We start from the raw sequence: 22300 nt of genomic DNA, 5'->3' as shown, positions 1-22300 counted from the left end.
ATATGGAGCCGGTGGGAGTCGAACCCACGTCCAAACACCTGCCAGCATATTTGTCTACAACCATAGGTTATGTCTTCTTTTAACAGCTACATGACACATAACTCAAGCCCTGTACCTGCGAGTCTATCAATCTCTTATCTAACTCCTAGACCAAGCTAGATCGTATCTCGCTAAAATTAAGACCTGTCATCAAACACGAGCGATTCGAATCGGGTCACGCCTGCTGGTGTTTAGGCAGCTAAAGCGTAAGAATTATTATTTTTTGCAGTTATATTTAACTGGCGTTTTACATCCGCTAGATGAGTTGCAAAATATGCCTCATAATGCCTGTCGAATCCGTAACGACCCCAAAACGAATACAATTAGTATATCAAAATGTAGCTAAAAATGCAAAAGAAAAAAATTGAACAAGAAGGCTTCCATTTGGAAGTTTCTTGCTCAATTTACAGTTATTATTGAAGATTCAACTTGTACTTGCTGATATAGTGAATGGTGAAGTACATAGAAACAATCTTAATGACTTCATAGATGAGACCTGGAATGAAGTTTGCTCCCAAATCATCAATATTTCCATAAACCAATGCATACCCGACAGCATATGAATCTTTTAATGGATTGACTGCTGTACCGATGATACTTAAAACAATGCACAAGAGAAAGAAAAACAGAATAGCCTTAAATCCACGACGATTTTGGAAGAGTTGGCCAAGTGCGATCGATACATAAAATAGGAAGATCCCTGAGGCTGTGGTAAAAATCCACCAAACGATAATCCAATAAGCAATAGAATGACTAAAAGCCTCAGCGATAATACTAAATACAGGAGAGAGGTCTTGTCCAATGACAGCACCCATCACAATAATTGTGATAAAACCACTAAAAAATAGAAGGAATAGGCAGTAAAGACTCGCTACTAAAGCTCCCACAAATTTAGACAAAATGATCGCATGCGGGCTAGCTGGAAGGGTCCAGGTCAAGTAACCTTCACGTCCGTATAAGTTAGAATAGAAACGACGGATAATAATATAGTAGTTACTAAGATAAAGACCAATGACTCCTCCAAAAATGAGAATCCCAAGAGTCCCCGTTATGATTTGCATACTATTGGTTTCCATATCCACAAAACCGTTTGTAGCACTTCCACCAATAACACCTGTAATCACTGACAAACCTAGTGCGATCAGGGTGATCAATAAATACCACTTAGCTGTCGATTTAAATTCATATTTTAATAATTTACCAAACATGGGGTCCTCCTAATAAACACGGAATTGATCACGGAAGATCTCATCGATTGATTTTCCGTGTTGATTGCGCATAACAGTCGTATTTTCATGCAAGAGGATTCTTCCTTGGTTGATAAAAATGGCCTCATCCAAAACTTGCTCAATATCCGCAATCAAGTGAGTAGAAATCAAGACAGAAGAGTTTGGACGTCTGTTTTGAATAATGGTCCGCAAAATATAATCACGCGCTGCTGGGTCAACCCCACCGATTGGTTCATCAAGAACATACAAGTCCGCTTCACGACTCATCACCAAAATCAATTGCACTTTTTCCTTGTTCCCTTTTGAAAGGCTGTTCAATTTTTGATTTGGATGCAAATGCAAATCGTTGAGCAATTGGTAAGCTCGTTGGACATTAAAATCTGCATAAAAATCTTGAAAATAGCGAATAGCATCAATAATTTTCATATTTTCATTCAGATAAGTTGTATCTGGCAAATAGGAAACTACTTTTTTAGAAGCAGGGGATGGTAATTGCCCATGAATATAGATATTTCCAAGGCTTGGTTGCAACAAACCATTAATCAATTTAATGATGGTTGTTTTCCCGCTACCATTGGGCCCCAAAAGGCCAATAATACGGCCAGGTTGGATGTTCAAACTAACATCCATGAGAGCAACTTCATGCCCATAATTCTTTGTCACATGGTCCAAGTAGACCAAAGGATACTGATTCATGTAAATCTCCTTTATTTTCTATTTATGCTATTATACCCTGTCCCCTTGATGATTGCAACTTTATCTGAAAATTTGCTAAGAATTTGTAAATACTTGTTCAAAAAAATAGGGATAAATAAATCAGAGGTTAGGGAAACCCCAACCTCTGATTTATTTTGATGCATAGAATGTTTAACTAATTCCAAGTGCGATCCGTGCATAACGGCTCATCTTTTCAACCGTCCAAGCAGGGTACCAGACCAACTTCACATCCACTGATGTCACTTCTTCTACTTCTGCTAAAACATCATGAATCTGATCTGTCAGAAGATCCGCTAATGGACACCCCATGGTCGTTAGGGTCATATCAATGATGGTTGCTCCAGTTTCACCGTCAAAATGGATCTCGTAGACAAGACCTAAATTGACAATATCAATCCCAAGCTCAGGATCGATTACCTCTTCCAAAGCATTTAAGATTTTATTTTTAATTTCTTCAATTTGCTCAGTTGTATATGCCATATGACTTCCTTTTTCTGCTATTTACTCTCGATAGAATTTCTTGGCTCGGGTTAAAAAGGTCCGCAGGACCTGGGTCGCTTCTTCATTTCTAGGCGACCGTTAAAAAGGTCCCCCTGACCTGGGTCGCTTTTTGATTTCTTGGCGACCGTTAAAAAGGTCCCCCGGACCTTTTTAATCCTCTATAAAGTCACGCAATGGTTTGCTTCTGCTTGGGTGGCGGAGTTTGCGGAGGGCTTTGGCTTCGATCTGACGGATCCGTTCACGGGTCACGTTAAAGACTTTCCCCACATCTTCCAAGGTCCGCATTTTTCCATCATCGAGACCAAAACGAAGACGCAAAACATTTTCTTCCCGGTCTGTCAGGGTATCGAGGACTTCATCCAATTGTTCGCGTAGAACCACACGAGTGGTGTAGTCTACTGGATTTTCAATCACTTCATCTTCGATAAAATCGCCCAAATGGCTATCGTCTTCTTCCCCGATTGGAGTTTCAAGAGAAACAGGCTCTTGAGCAATCTTCAAGATTTCACGCACCTTATCAGGTGTCATATCCATGCGCTCAGCGATTTGTTCAGGTGTTGGATCTTGTCCCAATTCTTGCAAGAGATTGCGTTGTTCACGAACCAACTTGTTAATGGTTTCCACCATGTGAACAGGAATCCGAATGGTACGCGCTTGGTCTGCAATGGCACGAGTGATGGCCTGACGGATCCACCAAGTAGCATAAGTAGAGAACTTGAACCCTTTGGTATAGTCAAACTTATCAACCGCCTTCATCAAGCCCATGTTTCCTTCTTGGATCAAATCCAAAAATTGCATCCCACGACCAACGTAACGTTTCGCAATGGATACAACCAAACGAAGGTTGGCTTCTGCTAGACGTTGCTTAGCTTCCAAGTCACCTTGTTCCACCAAGATAGCCAATTCTTGTTCTTCTTCATTGGTCAAAAGAGGAACAACCCCAATTTCTTTCAAGTACATCCGTACCGGGTCATTGACCTTAGCAGAGTTGCTTCCAAGCAATTCCTCATCTGACAACTCTGGCTCTTCCTCATTGTTCAACACACGCGCACTTGGGTTGCCGTCTTTATCAGTGATCGAAATCCCTGCATCTTGAATGCGTTGCAAAAGATCTTCAATCCCATCTGCATCTAGCGTGAATGGAATAACCAATTGGTCATTAATTTCATCATCTGTTGCAGTTCCGCTTTTCTTGTGGCTGCGAATAAATTCTGCAATTTGAACGTCCAATGTTGTAATATCTTTTTGTTCTTTAGCCATTCTTACTCCATTCTTCTTTTTTGAGCGATTAAACGCTCGAGTTCCAATAAAGCTTTTTCCGCATCCCCTATTGAGGAAGCTTCCTTCACTTTATTTCCAATTTGTTGACTTTCTTTGCGAAGAAGCTCACGATTCCGTGTCTCCTCTACTTCTTCTAACTCACCATCTGCTATCTCTACTGGTAAATCTTCTTCTAACATGCGGTACCAGGCCTGCTGGACCCCTTCTGGTTGCTCGGATAGATCCTGAGAGGTGACTTCTCCATTTTGACAGAGCAATTGATACAAGATCTGTAACTCCGGCGTGTCGAAGGCAAAATCAGGTCGCAAACGGTAATCATTGAGCACCATTGGAAAATCCTTCATCCTACTTAACAAATGATTTTCTGCCTTGATCAAGCGCGTCATCCCACGATTCGGCAAGAGCTCTACTGAAAAATGCGACGTTTTTGATCGTCCACCACTTTGAGCCTCCTGCCGTTGTTGCAAACGACTATTATTGACAATCTGCTCAATCTGCAAGTAATCAAAGTCCGGCAATAAATCGGCCAACTTATAAATATAGGTGTTTTGCGCTGTAATGGAGCGCGTCTGGGCGATCATCGGTGCCAGCTTTTCGACAAACTCAATTTGCGCTTGCAAGTTCTCAATATACTGGGGTTTCCAGTAGTGCATCAAGAATTCAACCTTACTAATCCGAGAATTCTTCAAGAGGGTAGCTAGATCTTCTGGGGACGTCTTTTTGAGGTACTCATCAGGGTCCATCTGATCTGGGATACGGACGATCTCCAACTCCAGATCCTGCAAGACATCCAAGGCCTTAGCTGTTGCTTCAAGTCCTGCCTTATCCCCATCATAGGTCAAGATGACCTTTTTGGTAAAATGAGACAGGTGCTGGACGTGCTCTGGTGTCAAAGCTGTCCCCATGGAGGCGACTGCATTTTCTATCCCAGCTCGATATGCCGCAATGACATCCATAAATCCTTCCATGATATACATTTCATGTTGCTTTTTGGCGCTCGACTTGGCTTGATCCAAATGATAGAGTTCATAACTTTTATTAAATAGACGGGTACTACGACTGTTCTTGTACTTGGCTTGATGACTACCATCCTCCGTCATTTTCCACAGCCTACCAGAAAAAGCAATGACCCGTCCACTATCATCCGTCAAGGGAAACATGATCCTATCCTGAAAGGCATCAAAAACCGTTCCAGCATCTGAGATTGTAAACAAACCCGAATCGGTAATCACTTTCTCAGAGAATTTCTCAGAGAGATTGCGATAGAGGTAATTTCCTTCTGCAGGTGCTAAACCCAATTGAAAATGTCGGATCACTTCATCCGTCAGACCACGTTCATGCAGATAGTGTCGCGCTTCTTCCCCCATCTTAGTCGTCATCAAAATCGCCTGATAAAACTTACTAGCTTCCTGATGAATCTCATAAAGTTCTTGGTTTGGATTGACAGACGCTGGTTGGGTAGGTCTTGCCTGGTACTGAAGCGCAATGCCAGCCTTGTCTGCTACGATCTGGACCGCATCCATAAAGGCGACTCCACGGTAGTCCTCAATAAACTTAAAGACATCTCCAGAGCGACCACATCCGAAACAATGGTAAAACTGCTTGTCTTCAACGACATTAAAGGAAGGAGTCTTTTCACCATGAAAAGGACAGAGGCCTAAAAAATTACGGCCCGCCTTGGTCAAAGAAACAACTTCTCCAATGACTTCAACAATGTTTACACTGTTTTTAATCTCTGCAATCAGCTCTTTATCAACCATAAACAGTGCCTCCATTTTACCATAGATTATCACTTTATATTTTATACTAAAAGTTAGTAAAAGTAAATTTTTTCCTACCGATTTCACTCAGAAAAGAAAAGATTTTCAACCTTTATCACTAATTTTAAAAAAATTGGGCATATTTCTTGTCAGTCGCATATTTTTCCGTTATACTATCATAGTAAAAAATTATTATGAAAGGACATATATAGGATGTTAAAAGAATTGAAAGCTTTCCTCCTTCGTGGAAACGTTGTTGACCTTGCTGTTGCAGTGATTATCGGGGCTGCATTTGGTGCCATCGTGACATCACTTGTTAACGATATCATCACACCACTTATTTTGAACCCAGCTTTGAAAGCTGCTGGTGTTGATAAAATCGCTGAATTGTCATGGAACGGTGTTGCTTACGGTAGCTTCTTGAGCGCAGTAATCAACTTCATCGTCATTGGAACTGTTCTCTTCTTTATCGTTAAAGCTGCTGAAAAAGCACAAAACCTTGGTAAAAAAGAAGAAGCTGTTGAAGAAGAAGCTGCTGCTCCTACTCAAGAAGAGTTGCTTACTGAAATCCGCGACTTGCTTGCAAACAAATAATCAGATAAAAAGATCCGATCTTCTAGCTGGAAGGTCGGTTTTTTTGTCTTTGATGGATGTGAAAAAACAAAAAACAGACCGAAGTCTGTTTCTGTATTCAATTAGAATTTTTTACGTTTACGAGCTGCTTCTGATTTACGTTTACGTTTTACAGAAGGTTTTTCATAGAATTCACGTTTGCGTGTTTCTTGAAGAGTACCAGCTTTAGTAACCGCGCGTTTGAAACGACGAAGAGCATCGTCAAGAGATTCATTCTTACGTACTACTGTTTTTGACATGTTTTTCACTCCCTTCAAGCCTAAAATCTTAATCATTTTATCACACTTTAAAGGTGCTGTCAAGATCTTTTAAAACTTTTCTAGCCTTCCTAACCTTCATGCTATTTCTTTTTCCGACTTTTTCATTCTCCCTATTTTATGATACAATGGAAACATAGAAAACCCTGAAGGAGATACCATGTCAGAAATTTATGATATTACGATTGTTGGGGGCGGACCAGTTGGTCTGTTTGCTGCTTTTTATGGCAATATGCGCCAAGTTAAAGTCAAACTGATTGATTCCTTACCTCAACTTGGAGGGCAACCAGCCATTCTCTATCCAGAAAAAAGTATCCTCGATGTACCCGGATTTACCAATTTAACAGGTGAAGAATTAAGCAACCGCTTGATCGAGCAAGTCAAACGATTCGATACACCGATCTTCCTCAATGAAACTGTAGAGGATATTCAAAAAGAGGGTGACCTCTTCATTATCACTACTTCTCGCCAAGTGCATCAGTCTAAAGCAGTCATCATTGCCATGGGTGGCGGTGCCTTTAAACCACGTGCTCTTGATATCGAGGGGGCTGAAGACTTCGATAATGTCCACTACCATGTTTCAAATATACAGCAATATGAAGGACAGCAAGTAACCGTCCTTGGTGGTGGGGACTCTGCTGTGGACTGGGCTCTTGCTTTTGACAAGATTGCTCCAACTACAATCGTTCACCGACGGGACAACTTCCGTGCCTTGGAACATAGCGTAGAAGAACTCAAACAATCTTCTGTCAGCATCAAAACACCATTTGTTCCTAGCCGCTTGATTGGCAAAAATGGTCATGCCACTCATCTTGAAATCACAAAAGTTAAATCCGATGAAACTGAACTCCTCCCGATTGATCACTTATTTGTCAACTATGGTTTTAAATCTTCTATCGGAAACTTGAAAGAATGGGGTGTAGAATTGCAACGCCATAAAATCAAGGTAAATCAGAAACAAGAAACCACCCTTCCTGGAATTTATGCCTGTGGAGACTGCTGCTTCTATGAAGGAAAGATCGATCTCATCGCTACAGGTCTGGGGGAAGCTCCAACAGCCGTAAACAATGCCATCAACTACATCTATCCAGATAAGAAAGTCCAACCAACCCACTCAACTAGTTTATAATAAAAAAGGCCTTTGGCCTTTTTTATTTGTCTAAATCGTCTGCGATCTTATTGATCTTACGCAAGCGGTGATTGACACCGCTTTTTGAAATAGGTTGTTGCAAGCTATCAGCGATCTGCTGGATGGAATAATCTGGATGGTTCATCCGGATATAGGCAACTTCTTGTAGGTCACTTGGTAAACTCCCTAGGCCGACCGTATCCAAAATTTTACTAATATTATTAATGGTTTTCATACTGGCTGTGACTGTTCGCTGAATGTTGGCCATCTCGGCATTATTGGCCCGATTGAGGTCATTGCGCGTCTCTCTCATGACCTTGATAGACTCAAATTCCTGCATAGCTTGCATGGCCTCTACCACAATTAGAAAATCAATAATATCTTCCGCTCGTTGCAGATAGGTTACCACTCCTTTTTTCCGCTCGATGGTTTTCGCATCTAGTAAAAATCCTTGCATGAGAAGGGCAATTCCTTCCGCGTGGTCTGTATAAACAGAATGAATTTCCAACTGGTACTTCCCTTTTTCAGGATCCTTGATGGAACCACTCGACAGAAAAGCCCCCCGGAGATAAGCACGACTAGCTACTTCATCTTCTAAAACACTGGCATCAATGCCCGTCTCAATCCCAAAAAAGGCATCTGCCAAATGCAAGTCAGCTAAAATTTCTTCCACCTTTTCATCCAAGAATACTGTGTAGACACGATTTTTTTTCAAATTGGTTTTTTGGTGGTGGCGAATATCCGATTTGGCCTCATAGAAATGATGCAACAATTCATAGATATGGCGGGCAATCTTAGCATTTTCTGTCGTCACCGAGAGCGTCAAGCCCCCCATTGAAATCCCAAGACTTCCAGACATCTTGATAATGGCAGCCAATTCACTCTTTTCAAATCGCTTGAGAGACAATAATTCTTCTTTGACACGAACCGTAAAACTCATTTTCTCACCTGCACGATCTGCATCAACTCTTCGACCACTTTTTCACCATCATGAAAGGCTCCTCCATTGACCAGCTTTAAGAAATCAGAAGAAATCACTTGGGGAACTTGCGAGTGCAACCCCTTAAAATCGTGCTCTACCTGCACCAAGTATTCATCAAATTTATTGCTGTTCATGTAAGCTGCGGGAACCTGATTGATATTGACAAGGACGGTATCGATGAACTTCTCTCCCAAATGTTTATGGAGAACGGCAACGTGGTCACTGTCTGTGAAATGCTCGGTTTCTCCTCTTTGGGTCATGATGTTACAAACATAGGCTACCTGAGCCTTGGTTTCAAGGATGGCTTTCCCAATCTCATCAATCATCAAATTAGGGAGGATCGAGGTAAAGAGCGAACCAGGACCTAAGACGACCATATCACTTTCAAGAATAGCTTCCACCACTTTCTTACTAGCTTTTGGACGCTCTTGATCAAAGGTATTGGTCACATAGACATGATCAATCATGCCGGTGTAGTTGGCAATGTGGCTTTCTCCTACCACTTCTTTTCCATCTTGAAAGACGGCATGAAGGGTCAAGGGACTATCACTGGAAGGATAGATCTTGCCGGTCGTATGAAAGAACTTGGTTAACAACTGCATGGCATTATAGGTCGAGCCTTGCATCTCTGAAATCCCTGCAATGATCAAGTTTCCCAAAGGGTGTCCGGCCAAAGGGCCATCATCGTCAGCAAAACGGTATTGAAAGACCTTTTCATAAAAACGAGGCATATCTGACATGGCAACCAGCACATTTCGAAGATCTCCAGGTGGTGTCAATTTTTGGATGTTCTTCCGCAATTCACCTGAACTCCCACCATCATCTGCAACGGTAACAATGGCAGTAATATCGACCGGTTTCTTTCTCAGACTATCGAGAATAACAGAAATCCCTGTTCCTCCTCCAATAACGGTTACTTTAGGTTTTCTCATGAGCGATTCACCGTTTCTTTCCGTCTGTCCTTGTCTCTATGACTACAATTGACCTGCCAATTTTTTTCTAAATCATGCGCTAAGCGCTCTGCAAAGGCTACTGAACGGTGTTGCCCCCCGGTACAGCCCATAGCGATGGTGAGAACGGATTTACCCTCACGTTTATAGGACGGTAAAATAGGAACGATCAAGTCATGAAGATGACCGTAAAACTCCTCTGATTCAGGGTGATCCATGACATAATCATAGACTGCTGGATCCTGACCGGTTAAATTCCGAAGTTCCAATTTGTAGTAGGGATTTGGAAGAAAACGCACGTCAAACACAAGGTCAGCATCGATTGGAAGGCCATATTTAAACCCAAATGACATGACCTCAACCCGAAAATCTGGCTGATTGTCTTGACTGGCAAATTGTTCTGCGATGGTTTTTCTCAGATTACGAGGCGTCAACTCAGTCGTATCCACTACATTTTGACTGATATTTTTTAAAGGAGACAAGAGTTCGCGCTCTAAGGTAATCCCATCTAAAACACGGCCATCTGCCGCTAGTGGGTGGCTACGACGGGTTTCCTTGTATCGTGCTACCAACTCACTGTCAGTGGCATCCAAGAACAAGACCTTGAAATCGAGGTCTTCTTGGTTGTCCAATTCATCCAAAATGGTGCGAATTTCATTGAAAAAAGAACGGCTCCGCATATCCACAACAACGGCTAATTTATTGTTATCGGGACTGTGGCGCATGAGCTCAATAAATTTCAGCAAGAGCGCCGGTGGCATATTATCGATGGTAAAGTAACCCAAATCCTCAAATGATTGGATGGCGACGGTCTTGCCCGCACCGCTCATCCCTGTTACCATGACCAGTTGAATCTTACTTTCTGTCATTTTCTCCTCCCATAAATAAAACAGAGTGGCCTACAGTTTCCTGCTCTCCACTCTGTCTTTTTGTCTTTGAATGGTTATTAGGATTTGATTTCCGCAATAACTTCAATTTCAACCTTCACATCACGTGGCAGGCGTGCTACTTCAACAGCAGATCGAGCTGGAAACTCTGTAGTAAAGACTGTTTTATAGACCTCATTAAAAGGTACAAAGTCATTCATATCACTTAAGAAACAAGTGGTTTTCACCACGTGGTCAAAGTCTGTCCCAGCCTCTTCCAAAATAGCCCCAATATTCTTTAAGACTTGTTCTGTTTGTTCTTGGATGGTTTCGCCAATGATTTCGCCTGTTTCAGGTGACAAGGGAACTTGTCCACTTGCAAAGAGAAGATTGCCTACGATTTTCCCTTGAACATAAGGTCCAATTGCTGCGGGTGCTTTATCTGTATGAATTGTTTTTGCCATAGTATTCTCCAAGTCTATTTACTTTTGCTGGTTTTCTTTTGCTAATTTTTCCCTTTGTAAGCGCAATTTGCGCTTAGGATTTAGCGTATTAAAGAGTTCTTCTAGTTTTTCAGCATTCCAAACATCAGCTGCTGAAACAAAATTTCCATTTTCATCTCGAAAAGATATTGGTTTATCTCCCACTGAAAAAGCCTCACTTCTTATTTGGAATCCTTGATCCTCTGGGATCTATCTTAATCTACAAACTCAAATTCAAATTTACCGATCCGGACAATATCACCATCTTTTGCCCCACGCGCACGGAGAGCTTCATCAACACCCATGCCACGCAATTGACGAGCAAATTTCATGACTGCTTCATCACGATCGAAATTCGTCATATTAAAGAGTTTTTCAAGTTTTTCACCAGATAAGACCCAAGCGGCATCGTCATCACGACTGATGTCAAAGGCTGGCTGGTCTTCATCAAAGCCATAGTAGACTTCTTCTTGGGCCATTTCGTCTTCTGAATACAAGAGGAATTCTGGTGTTTTGTCTAACAATTCTGCCGTTGCTTCTAACAAGTTGTCCAAACCTTGATGCGCCAAACTAGAGATCGGAAAGATCTGTGGCATTTCATCAAACTCATCATAATTGGCCGCCAATTTCTTCTTGAATTCTTTCAAGTTTTCTTGGCTCTCTGGCATATCCATCTTATTTGCCACGATAATCTGAGGACGTTCCATCAAACGAAGATTATAGGTTTCAAGCTCTTTATTGATTTGAACATAATCTTCGTAAGGGTCGCGTCCTTCACTGGCTGACATATCAATAACATGCAAGATAACCCGGGTGCGCTCGATGTGACGAAGGAACTGGGTTCCGAGTCCGACACCTTGGCTAGCCCCTTCGATCAATCCAGGAAGGTCTGCGACTGCAAAGGATTCACCTGACGGTGTCCGAACCATGCCCAAATTTGGGACGATGGTTGTAAAATGATAGGCACCAATTTTTGGTTTGGCTGAAGTGATGACACTAAGAAGGGTTGATTTCCCAACAGAAGGGAAGCCAACCAAACCAACGTCTGCCAAGACCTTGAGTTCTAATTCGAGTTCGCGTTCCTGACCAGGCTCCCCATTCTCAGAAATCTCTGGGGCTGGATTTTTAGGAGTGGCAAAACGAATGTTTCCACGTCCGCCACGGCCACCGTGGGCGACAATGTACTCTTGTCCATTCTCGACTAGGTCCGTAATGACCTTGCCAGTCTCAGCATCTCGGACTGTCGTTCCTTGCGGTACTCGCACATAGAGATCTTCTGCTCCCCGTCCGTGCATCCCTTTGGTCATTCCTTTTTCCCCATTTTGGGCTTTGAAATGCCGGTTATAACGGAAGTCCATCAAGGTACGCAAGCCTTCGTCTACAACGAAGATGACATTGCCACCACGACCTCCATCACCACCCCAAGGTCCGCCATTAGGGACATATTTTTCACGGCGAAAGGCCACCATGCCATCGCCGCCATTTCCAGCCTTGACCTTAATCTTGGCTGTATCTAAAAACATACTCATAAATAGATGATTTCCTTTATTTCTGCGTGCGTCTTAGTAAGAAAGAGCACCAATTGCGGTTGCAAAGATTGCACCAACCGTTACAATCAACATAATCACAATGACAACCATCGTGATCATTTCAAATGGTGTTTTTTTACGTTTTCCGTTATCTCCAAAAGCCACTTCTAATACCTCGATTACTATAAATTCATTAGCCCTATTTTACCACGAAATAGGGGATTTTTCAAATCGAGCCTACACAAAAAGACCAGACAGATGTCTGATCTCTCATAGATTGATTTAAGAATCTTTTCTTACACGTAAAACGCTAACCGATAGGACTACTAGGAAAATACCCATGACAAGAACCACCGGCGACATCTTTTCACCTGTACTTGGAAGAACTTTTTTCTTACCTTGCTTTTGTGCTTCTTCTTTAACAGAAGATGAAGATGTTTTCAATAAAGAACTTGATGTAGAGGTTGAGTTCGATGTAGAACCAGAACTCGATGAAAATGATGAACTTGATGAAGAACTAGAACTCGTTGAAGATGATGACCTTGATGAAGAACTAGAACTTGATGAGGAGGTTGAGCTAGGTGTCGGTGGCGTTTGTTCTTTCTCACCCAATCCTTCGCCAGATCCTGTTTCCAATCGCACTTCACGGGTTAAGGTACGAGGTGCTGGGAAATTGGTTGCCGTCCATGTTAACGTATTATGGACAATATCGCCTACTTTCGTTCCAGGTGCCACTTTTGTAGAATATTCAATATACATTGGCCAATTGTAATTATCACCAAATTCAATCGTAAAACCAGTGATCTTTCCATCTGCATTCTTATCGAAAACAGCTTTTTTAGTAAAGTTATCTAGAACTGGGAGTCTCAAGATCTGAGCTTCGTTCTTGATCCCACCTTGTACAGGAGCATAGCGAACCGCACGTAAGCTCCCTTCAACCAATGTTAAACCATCTCCGAATTGGTCTTTAATAACCATTCCTCGCAGCATATCTTGACGGGCATTTAAGAGAATCCGCCATTTGATTATGGTTGGATCAGACTTATCTTGATAGCCGTATTTCATTTCATAGTCCCCAGCTTCCCCAGCTGTTTTTTCATAATTCAAGGAAAAATCTGTATTTCCTAGTTTAAATTGGATTGGAGATGTTTTTGTAACTACTTCTGAATCGACTTTTACATCAAAATGAAGAGCAACTCGTTTGTTGAGTGAATGAGATGCGAAATAATCATTAAAGGTAACGGTCACTGTTTTCTTAGCTGTATCAACGACAGCTTTCCCCACCGTCTGACCATTTGATTGACCTTCCTCAAGAACATTGAATTCCAATGCTGTGTAGAGGGCTAATTCTTTTGGCAAACTAAGAGTTAAGATATCACCAGCTTGAATAGTTTGCGAATCTGGAAAGGCTAAATAAATACTTGCTGACAATTTTTCATTTGTCAACACCTTGCTCCCATTTGTTAGCGTGTTACCGTCTTTCGTTAGACGTGCTGTCTGTGTATATGATGAGACTTCTGCAGCATGAATTGTTTTAGTCAAACCAGCTGTGAATAGAATCGTTAGCACTAAGGCAAGTGCCCATACAATTTGACGAACCTGTTTCATATATACCTCCTCTGCTCGCCTATTTGCGAGCCATGTTTTTTACAAGGTTAAAGTCCGATTTCTGCTTGAACAACTGCAGCAATGGTATCTACATAGTAGTCCACTTCTTCATGGGTTGGTGCTTCTGCCATCACACGAAGGAGGGGTTCAGTTCCACTTGGACGCACGAGGATGCGACCATTTCCTGCCATTTCCGCTTCCATTTTTTCAATGATTTCACGGATAGCGGGTACTTCCATTGCCTTGTCTTTCATGCTATTTTCAACCCGGATATTGACCAGTTTTTGTGGATAAATGGTTACTTCAGCAGCCAATTCAGATAATTTCTTACCGGTTTCTTGCATGATTTTTGTCAATTGAACGCCTGTTAATTGACCATCACCAGTTGTATTGTAATCCATGATGACTACATGACCAGATTGTTCACCACCAAGATTGTATCCTGACTTGCGCATTTCTTCAACCACATAACGGTCTCCAACAGCTGTGATTTCTTTTTGAATTCCCTTCGCATCTAATGCCTTGTGGAATCCGAGATTGGACATGACGGTTGTGACGATCGTATTTTTTTCGAGCAAGCCCTTGCTTGAAAGATAAGAACCGATGATGTACATGATCTTATCTCCGTCAACGATCTCTCCATTTTCATCAACAGCAATCAAGCGATCACTGTCTCCGTCAAAGGCAAGACCAATCGCTGCGCCTACTTCTTTGACTTTCTCTTGCAAATGCTCTGGGTGAGTAGAACCAACCCCATCATTGATGTTCAAACCATCTGGGTTTTCACCGATGACGGTCAAATGAGCTCCCAAATCTGCAAAGATTTGACGGGCACTAGTAGAGGCTGCACCATTTGCTGTATCTAAGACTACGTGCATGCCCTCGAGTTGGACGCCTGTCGATACAAGGAATTCTTGATACTTACGCAAGCCTTCTGGATATTCCATGACCGTTCCTAAACCTTGGGCACTTGGACGTGGAAGCGTATCTTCAGCTGCATCAAGCAAGGCTTCAATTTCAAGCTCGCGATCGTCATCCAATTTGAAGCCATCACCACCAAAGAATTTGATGCCATTATCCAAGGCTGGATTGTGGCTAGCAGAAATCATAACTCCGGCGCTGGCTTTTTCCGTACGAACTAGATAAGCGACACCTGGTGTTGCAATCACACCCAACTTGTAGACGCGAATCCCAACAGATAAGAGACCAGCAATTAAGGCATGCTCCAACATTTCACCAGAAATACGCGTATCACGCCCAACAAATACCAGAGGTGTTTCTTCTTCATGTTGGCTCAACACATAGCCACCGAAACGGCCTAGTTTAAAAGCCAATTCTGGCGTTAATTCTACATTTGCTTCTCCACGGACACCGTCCGTTCCAAAATATTTACCCATTCTTAATTACTTTTTTACTTTCTAATTACTTGAACTGGAAGAGGTCGACGACGGACTGCTAGAGCTTGACGTAGACGAGCTAGTCTTTGTGGTTACTTTAATCCGTGTTTCACTCGGATTTACCAGACCTGGTAGAACATTTCCTTGGGTATCTACTGCATTTAAGGAAATGGTTCCGCTATAATTTCCACTAATGATCTCACTGGATGGGAAGACCGCTTGGACATGATCAATGCGACTCAAGGTTTCTTGATCGCTGGTCACTTCTACCTTGGTGGTTTCAAGAGTAATATCCGATACCGTTATTCCATCCACAATTTGATTGTCCGGGATCGTGGCCCTGACCGCAAACGATTTTTTCGCTTTCTTCCCGATTTTTACAGAAACTTTTTGAGGCTCTACGGTTGCGGTCAAACCAGCCGGAAGATCTTCCACAATCAACGGCACTTCAACGGTACCTTCCTTGGCCTTACGAAGATCCGCTACCACGCGAAACTTCCGAGTTCCCGGTTGCATTTCGCTTGCTAGAGCGACCCGGTTTGAACCCTTTAGAAAGACCGTTACCTCGGATGTCAAACCACTGACAAAATATTTCTTGTCATTGTACTTGGCATCAATTGGAATATTGGTCAAGGTATTGGTGTAGGTCTCTGAACTCACTTGTCTAGCGCTGCTATTATTTTGAAAATTAAAGGATGACGCATTGATAAACAAGATAAAGGACAATAAGACGGAGGCGAAAACATAAAGAAATTCTTTTTTCGATCTCATTTTGTTACCCTCCCAAAAAGACGCTCTTTCCAACTAACCGTTTTATTCTCTTCAGGAACCAAGAAGGCTCTCAATTCTGCCTCGAACTCTTCTAAGGTTAAATCGTGTCGGAAGGTTCCATTATAGGTCACAGAGATCCCGCCCGTTTCTTCTGATACCACAAAGGTAAAAGCATCGGAAACTTCAGATAAACCAATAGCCGCGCGGTGACGCGTTCCGAACTCTTTTGAAATTCCAGTGTTTTCAGTCAAGGGAAGATAGGCACAAGAAACAGCGATTTTATCATTGCGAACAATGACCGCCCCATCGTGCAGAGGAGTATTTGGAATGAAGATATTAATCAGCAATTCTCCTGAAATATCTGCATCTAATGGAATCCCTGTGGAAATATATTCCTGAAGGGTTCTGGCTCCTTGAATGGCTACCAAGGCACCAATCTTACGTGGGCTCATATAAGCCACTGCTTTGACATAGGCCTGCACCATCTTCTCTTCCTGACTGACTTCACTCGTCGTAAAGAATTCTGTCGCTCGACCCAGACGCTCTAAACCAATCCGAATCTCAGGAGAGAAAATCACAACCAGGGCGATAACCCCATAAGTAATCACTTGATTGATCAGCCATGAAATAGTCGTGAGCCCTAAGAAATTGGCTAAAAACTGCACCAAGAAAAAGATAATAACTCCACGAACCAAAATCATGATCTTGGTCCCGACGATGGCCTTGATCAAAAAATACAACAACCAAGCCACCAGGGCAATATCAATGATATTGATAATAATACTCCACCAATTCGGGAACAAACTGGTCCAAAATTGTGGATTTGTAAACTGTTGAATATTCATATTCTCATACCTACCACTTCTCTAAAAGACATCACCTTATTATAACATGTTTCAACAGATTTTTCTGTAACCTTCTGATGCTTTTTATGATAAAATATGATTTATGAAGATAAATACAACCTTGGGCCTTCTGGCAGGAAAGCTTTCCGGCTCTATTCTAGAAAAAATGGGACGGGGATCAACCCTACCAGGTAAAGTAGCTCTCAAATTTGATAAAGATATTCTCAGTCAACTGGCCAAAAACTATGAGATTGTTGTGATTACAGGGACAAATGGAAAAACCTTGACCACCGCGCTAACAGTTGGCATTCTCCAAGAAGCTTTTGGACCGATTTTAACCAATCCAAGCGGGGCCAATATGATCTCGGGAATCACGACGACCTTCTTACGGGCCAAACATTCGAAATCGAATCGCCCTATTGCGGTACTTGAAATCGACGAGGCTAGCCTCTCTCGGATTTGTGATTACATCCAGCCCAGCCTGTTTGTGGTCACCAATATTTTCCGGGACCAGATGGATCGCTATGGGGAGATCTATACAACTTACCAGATGATTTTGGATGCCATTCAAAAGGTTCCAACTGCAACAGTTTTGTTAAATGGTGATAGTCCGCTCTTTCATAGTCAAAGCTTATCCAATCCAATCCAGTATTATGGATTTGATACAGACAAATCAGAGCCACAACTAGCCCATTACAATACGGAAGGAATCCTGTGCCCGCATTGCCACAACATTCTCAAGTACAAGCTCAATACCTATGCTAACCTTGGCGACTATGTTTGTGAACACTGTGGGTTCCACCGGCCTCCTCTGACCTATGCCGTATCAGACCTCCTTGCTTTAACCCATCGCTCTTCCCAATTCCGGATCCAAGGCCAAGACTACCACATCAATATCGGTGGTCTCTACAACATCTACAATGCCTTAGCAGCTGTCTCTGTTGCTGGATTCTTTGGAGTACAACCTGAAGTCATCAAGCAAGGATTTGATCGCAGTCGCGCTGTCTTTGGTCGCCAAGAAACCTTTAAGATTGGGGATAAGGAATGCACCTTGGTCTTGATAAAAAATCCGGTTGGTGCGACCCAAGCCATTGAAATGATCAAACTAGCGCCGTATTCCTTCAGCTTGTCTGTGCTTCTCAACGCGAATTATGCAGATGGGATCGACACCAGCTGGATCTGGGATGCGGACTTTGAGCAAATCACCCAGATGGACATCCCAGAGATTAACGCCGGAGGAGTACGCCACTCTGAGATCGCTCGGCGACTCCGGGTCACTGGCTATCCTGCTGACCAGATCACTGAAATGGCTGAATTAAAAGAGGTCTTCCAACGTATCCAGCAACAGGAAACCCCTCACGCTTACATTTTAGCTACCTATACAGCCATGCTAGAATTCCGTGAACTCTTGGCCCAAGAACACCTGATTGAAAAGGAGATGCACTAATGACTTATACTTCCCTAGAATCTTCTGATCAGGCACAGTATCCCTACAGCCTGCGCATTGCCCATCTCTATGGCAATTTAATGAATACCTATGGGGACAATGGGAATATCCTCATGCTCAAGTACGTTGCGGAAAAGCTTGGAGCCCATGTCACAGTTGATATCGTCTCTCTCAAAGACCGGTTCGACCCTGATGCCTACGATATCGCCTTTTTCGGCGGCGGGCAAGACTACGAGCAGACCATTGTATCTGAGGATCTACCAGATAAAAAAGAAGACCTCGAACGCTTCATTCATGACGACGGGGTAGTGCTTGCTATCTGTGGTGGCTTTCAGCTTCTAGGCCAATACTACATTGAAGCTTCTGGCAAACGCATTGAGGGACTTGGCATTATGGGCCACTATACGCTCAACCAAGTCAACAACCGCTATATCGGTGATATCAAAATCCATAACGAAGAATTTAACGAAACCTATTATGGTTTTGAAAACCACCAAGGTCGGACCTTCTTGGCTGAGGATGAAAAACCGCTGGGTAAGGTCGTCTATGGAAATGGGAACAACAAAGAAGATGGGTGCGAAGGGGTTCATTACAAGAACGTCTTTGGCAGCTACTTCCACGGTCCTATCTTGTCCCGAAATGCCAATTTGGCCTATCGCCTAGTGAGCACTGCTTTAAAAAATAAATATGGCAAGGACCTTTCCCTACCGGCTTATGAGGAGATTCTAAGCCTAGAGCAGCCGGAAGAGTACGCTGATGTGAAAAGCAAGGCCCCTGCTGAACAATAAGGAGATAATGATGAACAAAAATAATCTACACTACATTGCTTTATTACTTTTAATTTTATTGATTGCTGGTATTTCCCTTGCAAACATGCAATCGGTTACCGTAAATTTCCTCTTGGTCCAATTTAAATTACCCTTGATCATTCTGATCTTGCTCTGTGTCCTCTTAGGTGCATTCGTCATGAACTTGGTTAATTTTTCAAAGGGCTTCTCCCTAAAAAAAGAACTCAAGAGCACTCAAAAGCAACTGGAAGAAGCAAAGAAATAAATCAAGACAGAAGAAAAAGAAAACAACTAAAAAGCACCGAATGAACTACACCCCAAAAGTTAGACAGATAAAATCTGACTTTTGGGGTGTTTTTTATATAGATAGAATTCCAGAATCTTCTCAACAGTTTTTTAACCCTAGATTGTAAAGAATCCTCATAATAACGATACAGGCCTTATATATCTAACGTTTAATTGACATGATTCCATCCTAACTAGTTAGATTTTCAAATGCTTTATGTGAGGTATATTCCAAATCATAACTATTAGACACAATAATATAGCCTGTTTGCTTTATTAGCCTTAAACGGTTTTCTACATTGTCACTTATCATTAGAATTAATGATTCCTTTCTCATTTTTTTAAATCATAACATTAAATGAGAAAAAGACTTGAAGCACCACCACGTGCCCCAAGTCCTTCTTCAGGATTCTATGCAGATCTTCAACCCCAATCCCCCTTAACGATAATTCATCTTCCACCCATCTTCAACAATAATTGGTGCAAGACTTCTTAAATAGTCGATGAAGGGATAGTAGGCCTCCATATTACTTTTGTTTATTTCAAAAACATACGGCCGGCGACTTGAATAAAAGATAATCTTCATCTTGTAGCGATAAAAACTTTTTCTATGGACTCTAAAAAGTTTAATTTCTTCAATGTCATCTACTGGTAGTATTTCAAAATCCATGCCGTAAAACACGAGGATGCCCTGGTGCACAAGGAGTTCCAATTTATTGTCACTGTAATCCGCATCTTTAATCAATTGAGCTGTATTAGTGGCATAGGATGGAAATAAGGAGTCGAACCTTCTAAACTTCCTACGCAATTGAAACATCAAACTAATTGCCTTTAAGGCAAAGATAAAAGCAACAACAGCAATAAACACAGGCCTAGCAAATAAACTCACCCGACTTTCTTCTTGCATTGATTTTAGAAGATGGGTCAAGTCGATGGTTGAATTCCCTTTTGAGAGATCACTCTGTTGGAATTTTTCTTCAAGTCTCTGTTTCAAGGACTGACTAATATGAACTAAGTCTCTTTTTTTCCATCTTTTCTCCACCTCAGGAATCACTTTAACACTTAGATAGAATCCACTTGATTCTAATGGGTTTTCTTGATTAGGAACTCTAGCTTTCATTTGCAGCAATGAATAGACAGTATGATAAGTTGCTTTCATGGCCGTAACGCCATATTCATGCTTAATTAAAAAGTATTGGGCCTCATCTGCTTTAACTGGAATTAGGTCTATGTCCAATACCTTCACAGCCAGAACATCCTCACTATCTTTCGACTTATAAACTAAGCCTTGCTGATACAATTTTTGAGGAGGCTCAAGGGAATGTAGACCTGGTATTGCCTGGAAGTAGCTATAAACTAGCAACCCTATCGCTAATAACCAAACTCCTAATGATCTTCTAAATACATTTTTATTCATTTACATTTTCCTTCTTATTTGACGAATAACTAACAAACCCAGTCCAGATGAAAGTGATCAACGGCCAAATTGTCAAAAACGAATTAAAAGGCATGATTCTCAAAAAAAGAGAACTTATGCTATAAACAGATTCGATAAAGTCATACCAGTCCGATAGACTGGGATGCAAACCATCTCTAGTTAAGGCATCACTTATTTAAATTTTACCAGAAAAAACTAAGGATAGGAACCGGAAATTGCTCTCCCAAAACAGGTTTTCTTTTTTTACTCTTTTCTAAACCTCATTTCCATCAAACTAAATACGGAAGAATCAACTTTCTATGAGGTCTTACCACAAAAAAGACCTTGAAAAGGTCTTTAACTTGGTATTTCCTATAAAATATTGTAGCCTTCTCTCAAGACAGGATTGTGACTAAAGCGTCAACTTCCTATCCATTCTTTTAGCATAAACTGATGCAATCGCTGAAAAGAGGATGACACCAGCTCCGATCAGAAGAAAAGATTCTACACGAACACTTGGCAACCAGGTCATCAACCCTTTAGCTACGGGCATAAAGAGAATGGCTAGGGTAAAAATGGTGCTTAAGACCCGTCCCAGATAGTCTCCTTCTACCTTGGTTTGAACTTGGGTAAAAAAGTGAATGTTAAAAATCGTCATAAAGAGTTCACAGACTAAATTTCCCGAAAAGGAAAGAAGAGGTGGAAGGGGCAAGCCCATCATGAAGACCCCTACTCCTGTTAAAATCAATAAGATAAGTAGCATCTCCATGCTTGATTTAAATTTATTAGCAATCAAGGCTCCGATGATAGAGCCGATAGCACCCAAGGTTAAGATGGTCGCATATGCTCCTTTGACCCCGTAAAGGCGATTGGAAAATGGGAGTAAAAACTCAAAAGCTGCAAAAAAGAAATTGACGCTAGAAGCCACCAACAAGAGAAAGAAAATCTCTTTCTGATGCCAGATGTAGTCTAGTCCATCTTTCATATCCGAAAAAATATCTTTTCCCGTAAACCGTTTCTTTTCCTGAACCTTGGCTTCTTCTTTCGGAAGGAATGCCACTAGGACAAAGGCGATGAAAAAGGTCAGTGCATCCAGTAAGAGGGTCGCATGGAGACTGGCAAATTGTAAAACAAGGAAAGAGAACACAGGAGAGCTGACACCAACTACTTGTAAGACCAACTCCAAGTGGGCATTATAGGTCACAATCTCATCTTTCTCTACGACTTCTGTGATAATGGCTTTATTAGCTGTACGAGAGAAAGCAAAGGCAATGGCCTGGACAATATTGGCAAAAATCAGGGCCGCAATCATCCAACGATCATTCCTGATAAAAGAAATGCCCAAACAAAGGAAACCACAAACCAAGTCGGTCGTCATCAAAATCTT

The 22300-nt window shown here is 41.9% G+C and carries 24 protein-coding genes and 1 other RNA gene; 5 read left to right on the top strand and 20 right to left on the bottom strand.

What is annotated here, in order from left to right:
- The 6 genes from ssrA to dnaG all read right to left on the bottom strand — a co-directional run bounded on the left by ssrA (position 1) and on the right by dnaG (position 5527).
- Positions 1 to 349: a transfer-messenger RNA gene (gene ssrA / locus HMPREF2904_RS03905) on the bottom strand.
- Between the two features lie 103 nt (positions 350 to 452).
- Complete coding sequence (locus HMPREF2904_RS03900) at positions 453 to 1247, bottom strand: hypothetical protein (protein WP_070660243.1); 795 nt, start codon at positions 1245 to 1247, stop codon at positions 453 to 455.
- 9 nt (positions 1248 to 1256) lie between these two features.
- On the bottom strand, positions 1257 to 1964 hold the full coding sequence (locus HMPREF2904_RS03895; protein ID WP_049522645.1) for an ABC transporter ATP-binding protein: 708 nt from the start codon (positions 1962 to 1964) through the stop codon (positions 1257 to 1259).
- A 171-nt stretch (positions 1965 to 2135) separates the two neighbouring features.
- A complete protein-coding gene (locus HMPREF2904_RS03890; protein WP_004220168.1) occupies positions 2136 to 2465 on the bottom strand; it encodes a metal-sulfur cluster assembly factor in 330 nt (109 codons plus the stop codon).
- A gap of 171 nt (positions 2466 to 2636) precedes the next feature.
- Positions 2637 to 3746 (bottom strand): RNA polymerase sigma factor RpoD, encoded by a 1110-nt coding sequence (gene rpoD, locus HMPREF2904_RS03885; RefSeq protein ID WP_003003251.1) that lies wholly within the window; start codon positions 3744 to 3746, stop codon positions 2637 to 2639.
- Positions 3747 to 3748: 2 nt separating this feature from the next.
- Entirely contained in the window at positions 3749 to 5527 is a 1779-nt protein-coding gene (dnaG, locus tag HMPREF2904_RS03880) for a DNA primase (RefSeq protein WP_070660240.1), read from the bottom strand.
- A 213-nt stretch (positions 5528 to 5740) separates the two neighbouring features.
- Here dnaG and mscL point away from each other — a divergent pair, with 213 nt between their 5' ends.
- Entirely contained in the window at positions 5741 to 6121 is a 381-nt protein-coding gene (mscL, locus tag HMPREF2904_RS03875; RefSeq protein ID WP_045759271.1) for a large conductance mechanosensitive channel protein MscL, read from the top strand.
- A gap of 101 nt (positions 6122 to 6222) precedes the next feature.
- Here the strand turns inward: mscL and rpsU are convergent, their stop codons facing one another.
- Positions 6223 to 6399, bottom strand: coding sequence for a 30S ribosomal protein S21 (gene rpsU, locus HMPREF2904_RS03870; protein WP_000048054.1), 177 nt, complete (start codon positions 6397 to 6399; stop codon positions 6223 to 6225).
- A 178-nt stretch (positions 6400 to 6577) separates the two neighbouring features.
- Here rpsU and HMPREF2904_RS03865 point away from each other — a divergent pair, with 178 nt between their 5' ends.
- Complete coding sequence (locus HMPREF2904_RS03865; protein WP_070660237.1) at positions 6578 to 7546, top strand: NAD(P)/FAD-dependent oxidoreductase; 969 nt, start codon at positions 6578 to 6580, stop codon at positions 7544 to 7546.
- A 22-nt stretch (positions 7547 to 7568) separates the two neighbouring features.
- Here the strand turns inward: HMPREF2904_RS03865 and whiA are convergent, their stop codons facing one another.
- From whiA to cdaA, 11 genes are all read right to left on the bottom strand, one after another.
- Entirely contained in the window at positions 7569 to 8486 is a 918-nt protein-coding gene (gene whiA / locus HMPREF2904_RS03860) for a DNA-binding protein WhiA (RefSeq protein WP_070660235.1), read from the bottom strand.
- The gene (locus tag HMPREF2904_RS03855) at positions 8483 to 9460 is read right to left on the bottom strand and encodes a YvcK family protein (RefSeq protein ID WP_003017791.1); all 978 of its coding nucleotides are present in this window, start codon (positions 9458 to 9460) and stop codon (positions 8483 to 8485) included. Before HMPREF2904_RS03855 ends, whiA begins: the two co-directional genes overlap by 4 nt.
- Positions 9457 to 10347, bottom strand: coding sequence for an RNase adapter RapZ (rapZ, locus tag HMPREF2904_RS03850; protein ID WP_070660232.1), 891 nt, complete (start codon positions 10345 to 10347; stop codon positions 9457 to 9459). The genes HMPREF2904_RS03855 and rapZ overlap by 4 nt, the downstream gene beginning before the upstream one ends.
- Before the next feature lie 77 nt (positions 10348 to 10424).
- On the bottom strand, positions 10425 to 10808 hold the full coding sequence (locus tag HMPREF2904_RS03845) for a RidA family protein (protein ID WP_070660229.1): 384 nt from the start codon (positions 10806 to 10808) through the stop codon (positions 10425 to 10427).
- Positions 10809 to 10826: 18 nt separating this feature from the next.
- Positions 10827 to 10991, bottom strand: a complete 165-nt coding sequence (locus tag HMPREF2904_RS11370; protein ID WP_003006512.1) for a hypothetical protein — start codon at positions 10989 to 10991, stop codon at positions 10827 to 10829.
- A 50-nt stretch (positions 10992 to 11041) separates the two neighbouring features.
- Positions 11042 to 12355: a GTPase ObgE gene (gene obgE, locus HMPREF2904_RS03840; protein ID WP_141751191.1), complete on the bottom strand. Its 1314-nt coding sequence runs from the start codon at positions 12353 to 12355 to the stop codon at positions 11042 to 11044.
- Positions 12356 to 12388: 33 nt separating this feature from the next.
- Positions 12389 to 12520, bottom strand: coding sequence for a DUF4044 domain-containing protein (locus HMPREF2904_RS03835; RefSeq protein ID WP_003011566.1), 132 nt, complete (start codon positions 12518 to 12520; stop codon positions 12389 to 12391).
- Positions 12521 to 12637: 117 nt separating this feature from the next.
- Positions 12638 to 13963 carry an Ig-like domain-containing protein gene (locus HMPREF2904_RS03830; protein ID WP_070660226.1) on the bottom strand — a complete coding sequence of 442 codons (1326 nt, stop codon included), beginning with the start codon at positions 13961 to 13963 and terminating at the stop codon, positions 12638 to 12640.
- A gap of 47 nt (positions 13964 to 14010) precedes the next feature.
- Complete coding sequence (gene glmM / locus HMPREF2904_RS03825) at positions 14011 to 15360, bottom strand: phosphoglucosamine mutase (RefSeq protein WP_070660223.1); 1350 nt, start codon at positions 15358 to 15360, stop codon at positions 14011 to 14013.
- 21 nt (positions 15361 to 15381) lie between these two features.
- Positions 15382 to 16131, bottom strand: coding sequence for a CdaR family protein (locus HMPREF2904_RS03820; protein ID WP_070660220.1), 750 nt, complete (start codon positions 16129 to 16131; stop codon positions 15382 to 15384).
- Positions 16128 to 16976 (bottom strand): diadenylate cyclase CdaA, encoded by an 849-nt coding sequence (gene cdaA, locus HMPREF2904_RS03815; protein WP_070660217.1) that lies wholly within the window; start codon positions 16974 to 16976, stop codon positions 16128 to 16130. The genes HMPREF2904_RS03820 and cdaA overlap by 4 nt, the downstream gene beginning before the upstream one ends.
- A 103-nt stretch (positions 16977 to 17079) precedes the next feature.
- Here cdaA and murT point away from each other — a divergent pair, with 103 nt between their 5' ends.
- Genes murT through HMPREF2904_RS03800 form a run of 3 tightly spaced genes read left to right on the top strand, consistent with a single transcriptional unit; the run spans position 17080 to position 19476 of the window.
- Positions 17080 to 18423 carry a lipid II isoglutaminyl synthase subunit MurT gene (gene murT / locus HMPREF2904_RS03810; protein ID WP_070660214.1) on the top strand — a complete coding sequence of 448 codons (1344 nt, stop codon included), beginning with the start codon at positions 17080 to 17082 and terminating at the stop codon, positions 18421 to 18423.
- Positions 18423 to 19211 (top strand): lipid II isoglutaminyl synthase subunit GatD, encoded by a 789-nt coding sequence (gene gatD, locus HMPREF2904_RS03805; protein WP_009732567.1) that lies wholly within the window; start codon positions 18423 to 18425, stop codon positions 19209 to 19211. Before murT ends, gatD begins: the two co-directional genes overlap by 1 nt.
- A 10-nt stretch (positions 19212 to 19221) precedes the next feature.
- A complete protein-coding gene (locus tag HMPREF2904_RS03800) occupies positions 19222 to 19476 on the top strand; it encodes a LapA family protein (RefSeq protein ID WP_070660212.1) in 255 nt (84 codons plus the stop codon).
- Positions 19477 to 19935: 459 nt separating this feature from the next.
- Here HMPREF2904_RS03800 and HMPREF2904_RS03795 read toward each other — a convergent pair whose 3' ends face one another.
- Both HMPREF2904_RS03795 and HMPREF2904_RS03790 read right to left on the bottom strand, forming a co-directional pair.
- A complete protein-coding gene (locus HMPREF2904_RS03795; protein WP_070660209.1) occupies positions 19936 to 20913 on the bottom strand; it encodes a hypothetical protein in 978 nt (325 codons plus the stop codon).
- A 412-nt stretch (positions 20914 to 21325) separates the two neighbouring features.
- A partial coding sequence (locus tag HMPREF2904_RS03790; RefSeq protein WP_070660206.1) for an MFS transporter occupies positions 21326 to 22300 on the bottom strand: 975 nt, incomplete at its 5' end.

This window comes from Streptococcus sp. HMSC072G04 (assembly GCF_001813295.1).
GTDB lineage: Bacteria > Bacillota > Bacilli > Lactobacillales > Streptococcaceae > Streptococcus.
This window is presented reverse-complemented; position numbering and strand designations above follow the sequence as displayed.

What these genes read in the sequence shown, in the direction of transcription:
- HMPREF2904_RS03900 (WP_070660243.1), bottom strand. Translation starts at nt 1,247, where the DNA reads ATGTTTGGTAAATTATTAAAATATGAATTTAAATCGACAGCTAAGTGG.
- HMPREF2904_RS03895 (WP_049522645.1), bottom strand. Translation starts at nt 1,964, where the DNA reads ATGAATCAGTATCCTTTGGTCTACTTGGACCATGTGACAAAGAATTAT.
- HMPREF2904_RS03890 (WP_004220168.1), bottom strand. Translation starts at nt 2,465, where the DNA reads ATGGCATATACAACTGAGCAAATTGAAGAAATTAAAAATAAAATCTTA.
- rpoD (WP_003003251.1), bottom strand. Translation starts at nt 3,746, where the DNA reads ATGGCTAAAGAACAAAAAGATATTACAACATTGGACGTTCAAATTGCA.
- dnaG (WP_070660240.1), bottom strand. Translation starts at nt 5,527, where the DNA reads ATGGTTGATAAAGAGCTGATTGCAGAGATTAAAAACAGTGTAAACATT.
- mscL (WP_045759271.1), top strand. Translation starts at nt 5,741, where the DNA reads ATGTTAAAAGAATTGAAAGCTTTCCTCCTTCGTGGAAACGTTGTTGAC.
- rpsU (WP_000048054.1), bottom strand. Translation starts at nt 6,399, where the DNA reads ATGTCAAAAACAGTAGTACGTAAGAATGAATCTCTTGACGATGCTCTT.
- HMPREF2904_RS03865 (WP_070660237.1), top strand. Translation starts at nt 6,578, where the DNA reads ATGTCAGAAATTTATGATATTACGATTGTTGGGGGCGGACCAGTTGGT.
- whiA (WP_070660235.1), bottom strand. Translation starts at nt 8,486, where the DNA reads ATGAGTTTTACGGTTCGTGTCAAAGAAGAATTATTGTCTCTCAAGCGA.
- HMPREF2904_RS03855 (WP_003017791.1), bottom strand. Translation starts at nt 9,460, where the DNA reads ATGAGAAAACCTAAAGTAACCGTTATTGGAGGAGGAACAGGGATTTCT.
- rapZ (WP_070660232.1), bottom strand. Translation starts at nt 10,347, where the DNA reads ATGACAGAAAGTAAGATTCAACTGGTCATGGTAACAGGGATGAGCGGT.
- HMPREF2904_RS03845 (WP_070660229.1), bottom strand. Translation starts at nt 10,808, where the DNA reads ATGGCAAAAACAATTCATACAGATAAAGCACCCGCAGCAATTGGACCT.
- obgE (WP_141751191.1), bottom strand. Translation starts at nt 12,355, where the DNA reads ATGAGTATGTTTTTAGATACAGCCAAGATTAAGGTCAAGGCTGGAAAT.
- HMPREF2904_RS03830 (WP_070660226.1), bottom strand. Translation starts at nt 13,963, where the DNA reads ATGAAACAGGTTCGTCAAATTGTATGGGCACTTGCCTTAGTGCTAACG.
- glmM (WP_070660223.1), bottom strand. Translation starts at nt 15,360, where the DNA reads ATGGGTAAATATTTTGGAACGGACGGTGTCCGTGGAGAAGCAAATGTA.
- HMPREF2904_RS03820 (WP_070660220.1), bottom strand. Translation starts at nt 16,131, where the DNA reads ATGAGATCGAAAAAAGAATTTCTTTATGTTTTCGCCTCCGTCTTATTG.
- cdaA (WP_070660217.1), bottom strand. Translation starts at nt 16,976, where the DNA reads ATGAATATTCAACAGTTTACAAATCCACAATTTTGGACCAGTTTGTTC.
- murT (WP_070660214.1), top strand. Translation starts at nt 17,080, where the DNA reads ATGAAGATAAATACAACCTTGGGCCTTCTGGCAGGAAAGCTTTCCGGC.
- gatD (WP_009732567.1), top strand. Translation starts at nt 18,423, where the DNA reads ATGACTTATACTTCCCTAGAATCTTCTGATCAGGCACAGTATCCCTAC.
- HMPREF2904_RS03800 (WP_070660212.1), top strand. Translation starts at nt 19,222, where the DNA reads ATGAACAAAAATAATCTACACTACATTGCTTTATTACTTTTAATTTTA.
- HMPREF2904_RS03795 (WP_070660209.1), bottom strand. Translation starts at nt 20,913, where the DNA reads ATGAATAAAAATGTATTTAGAAGATCATTAGGAGTTTGGTTATTAGCG.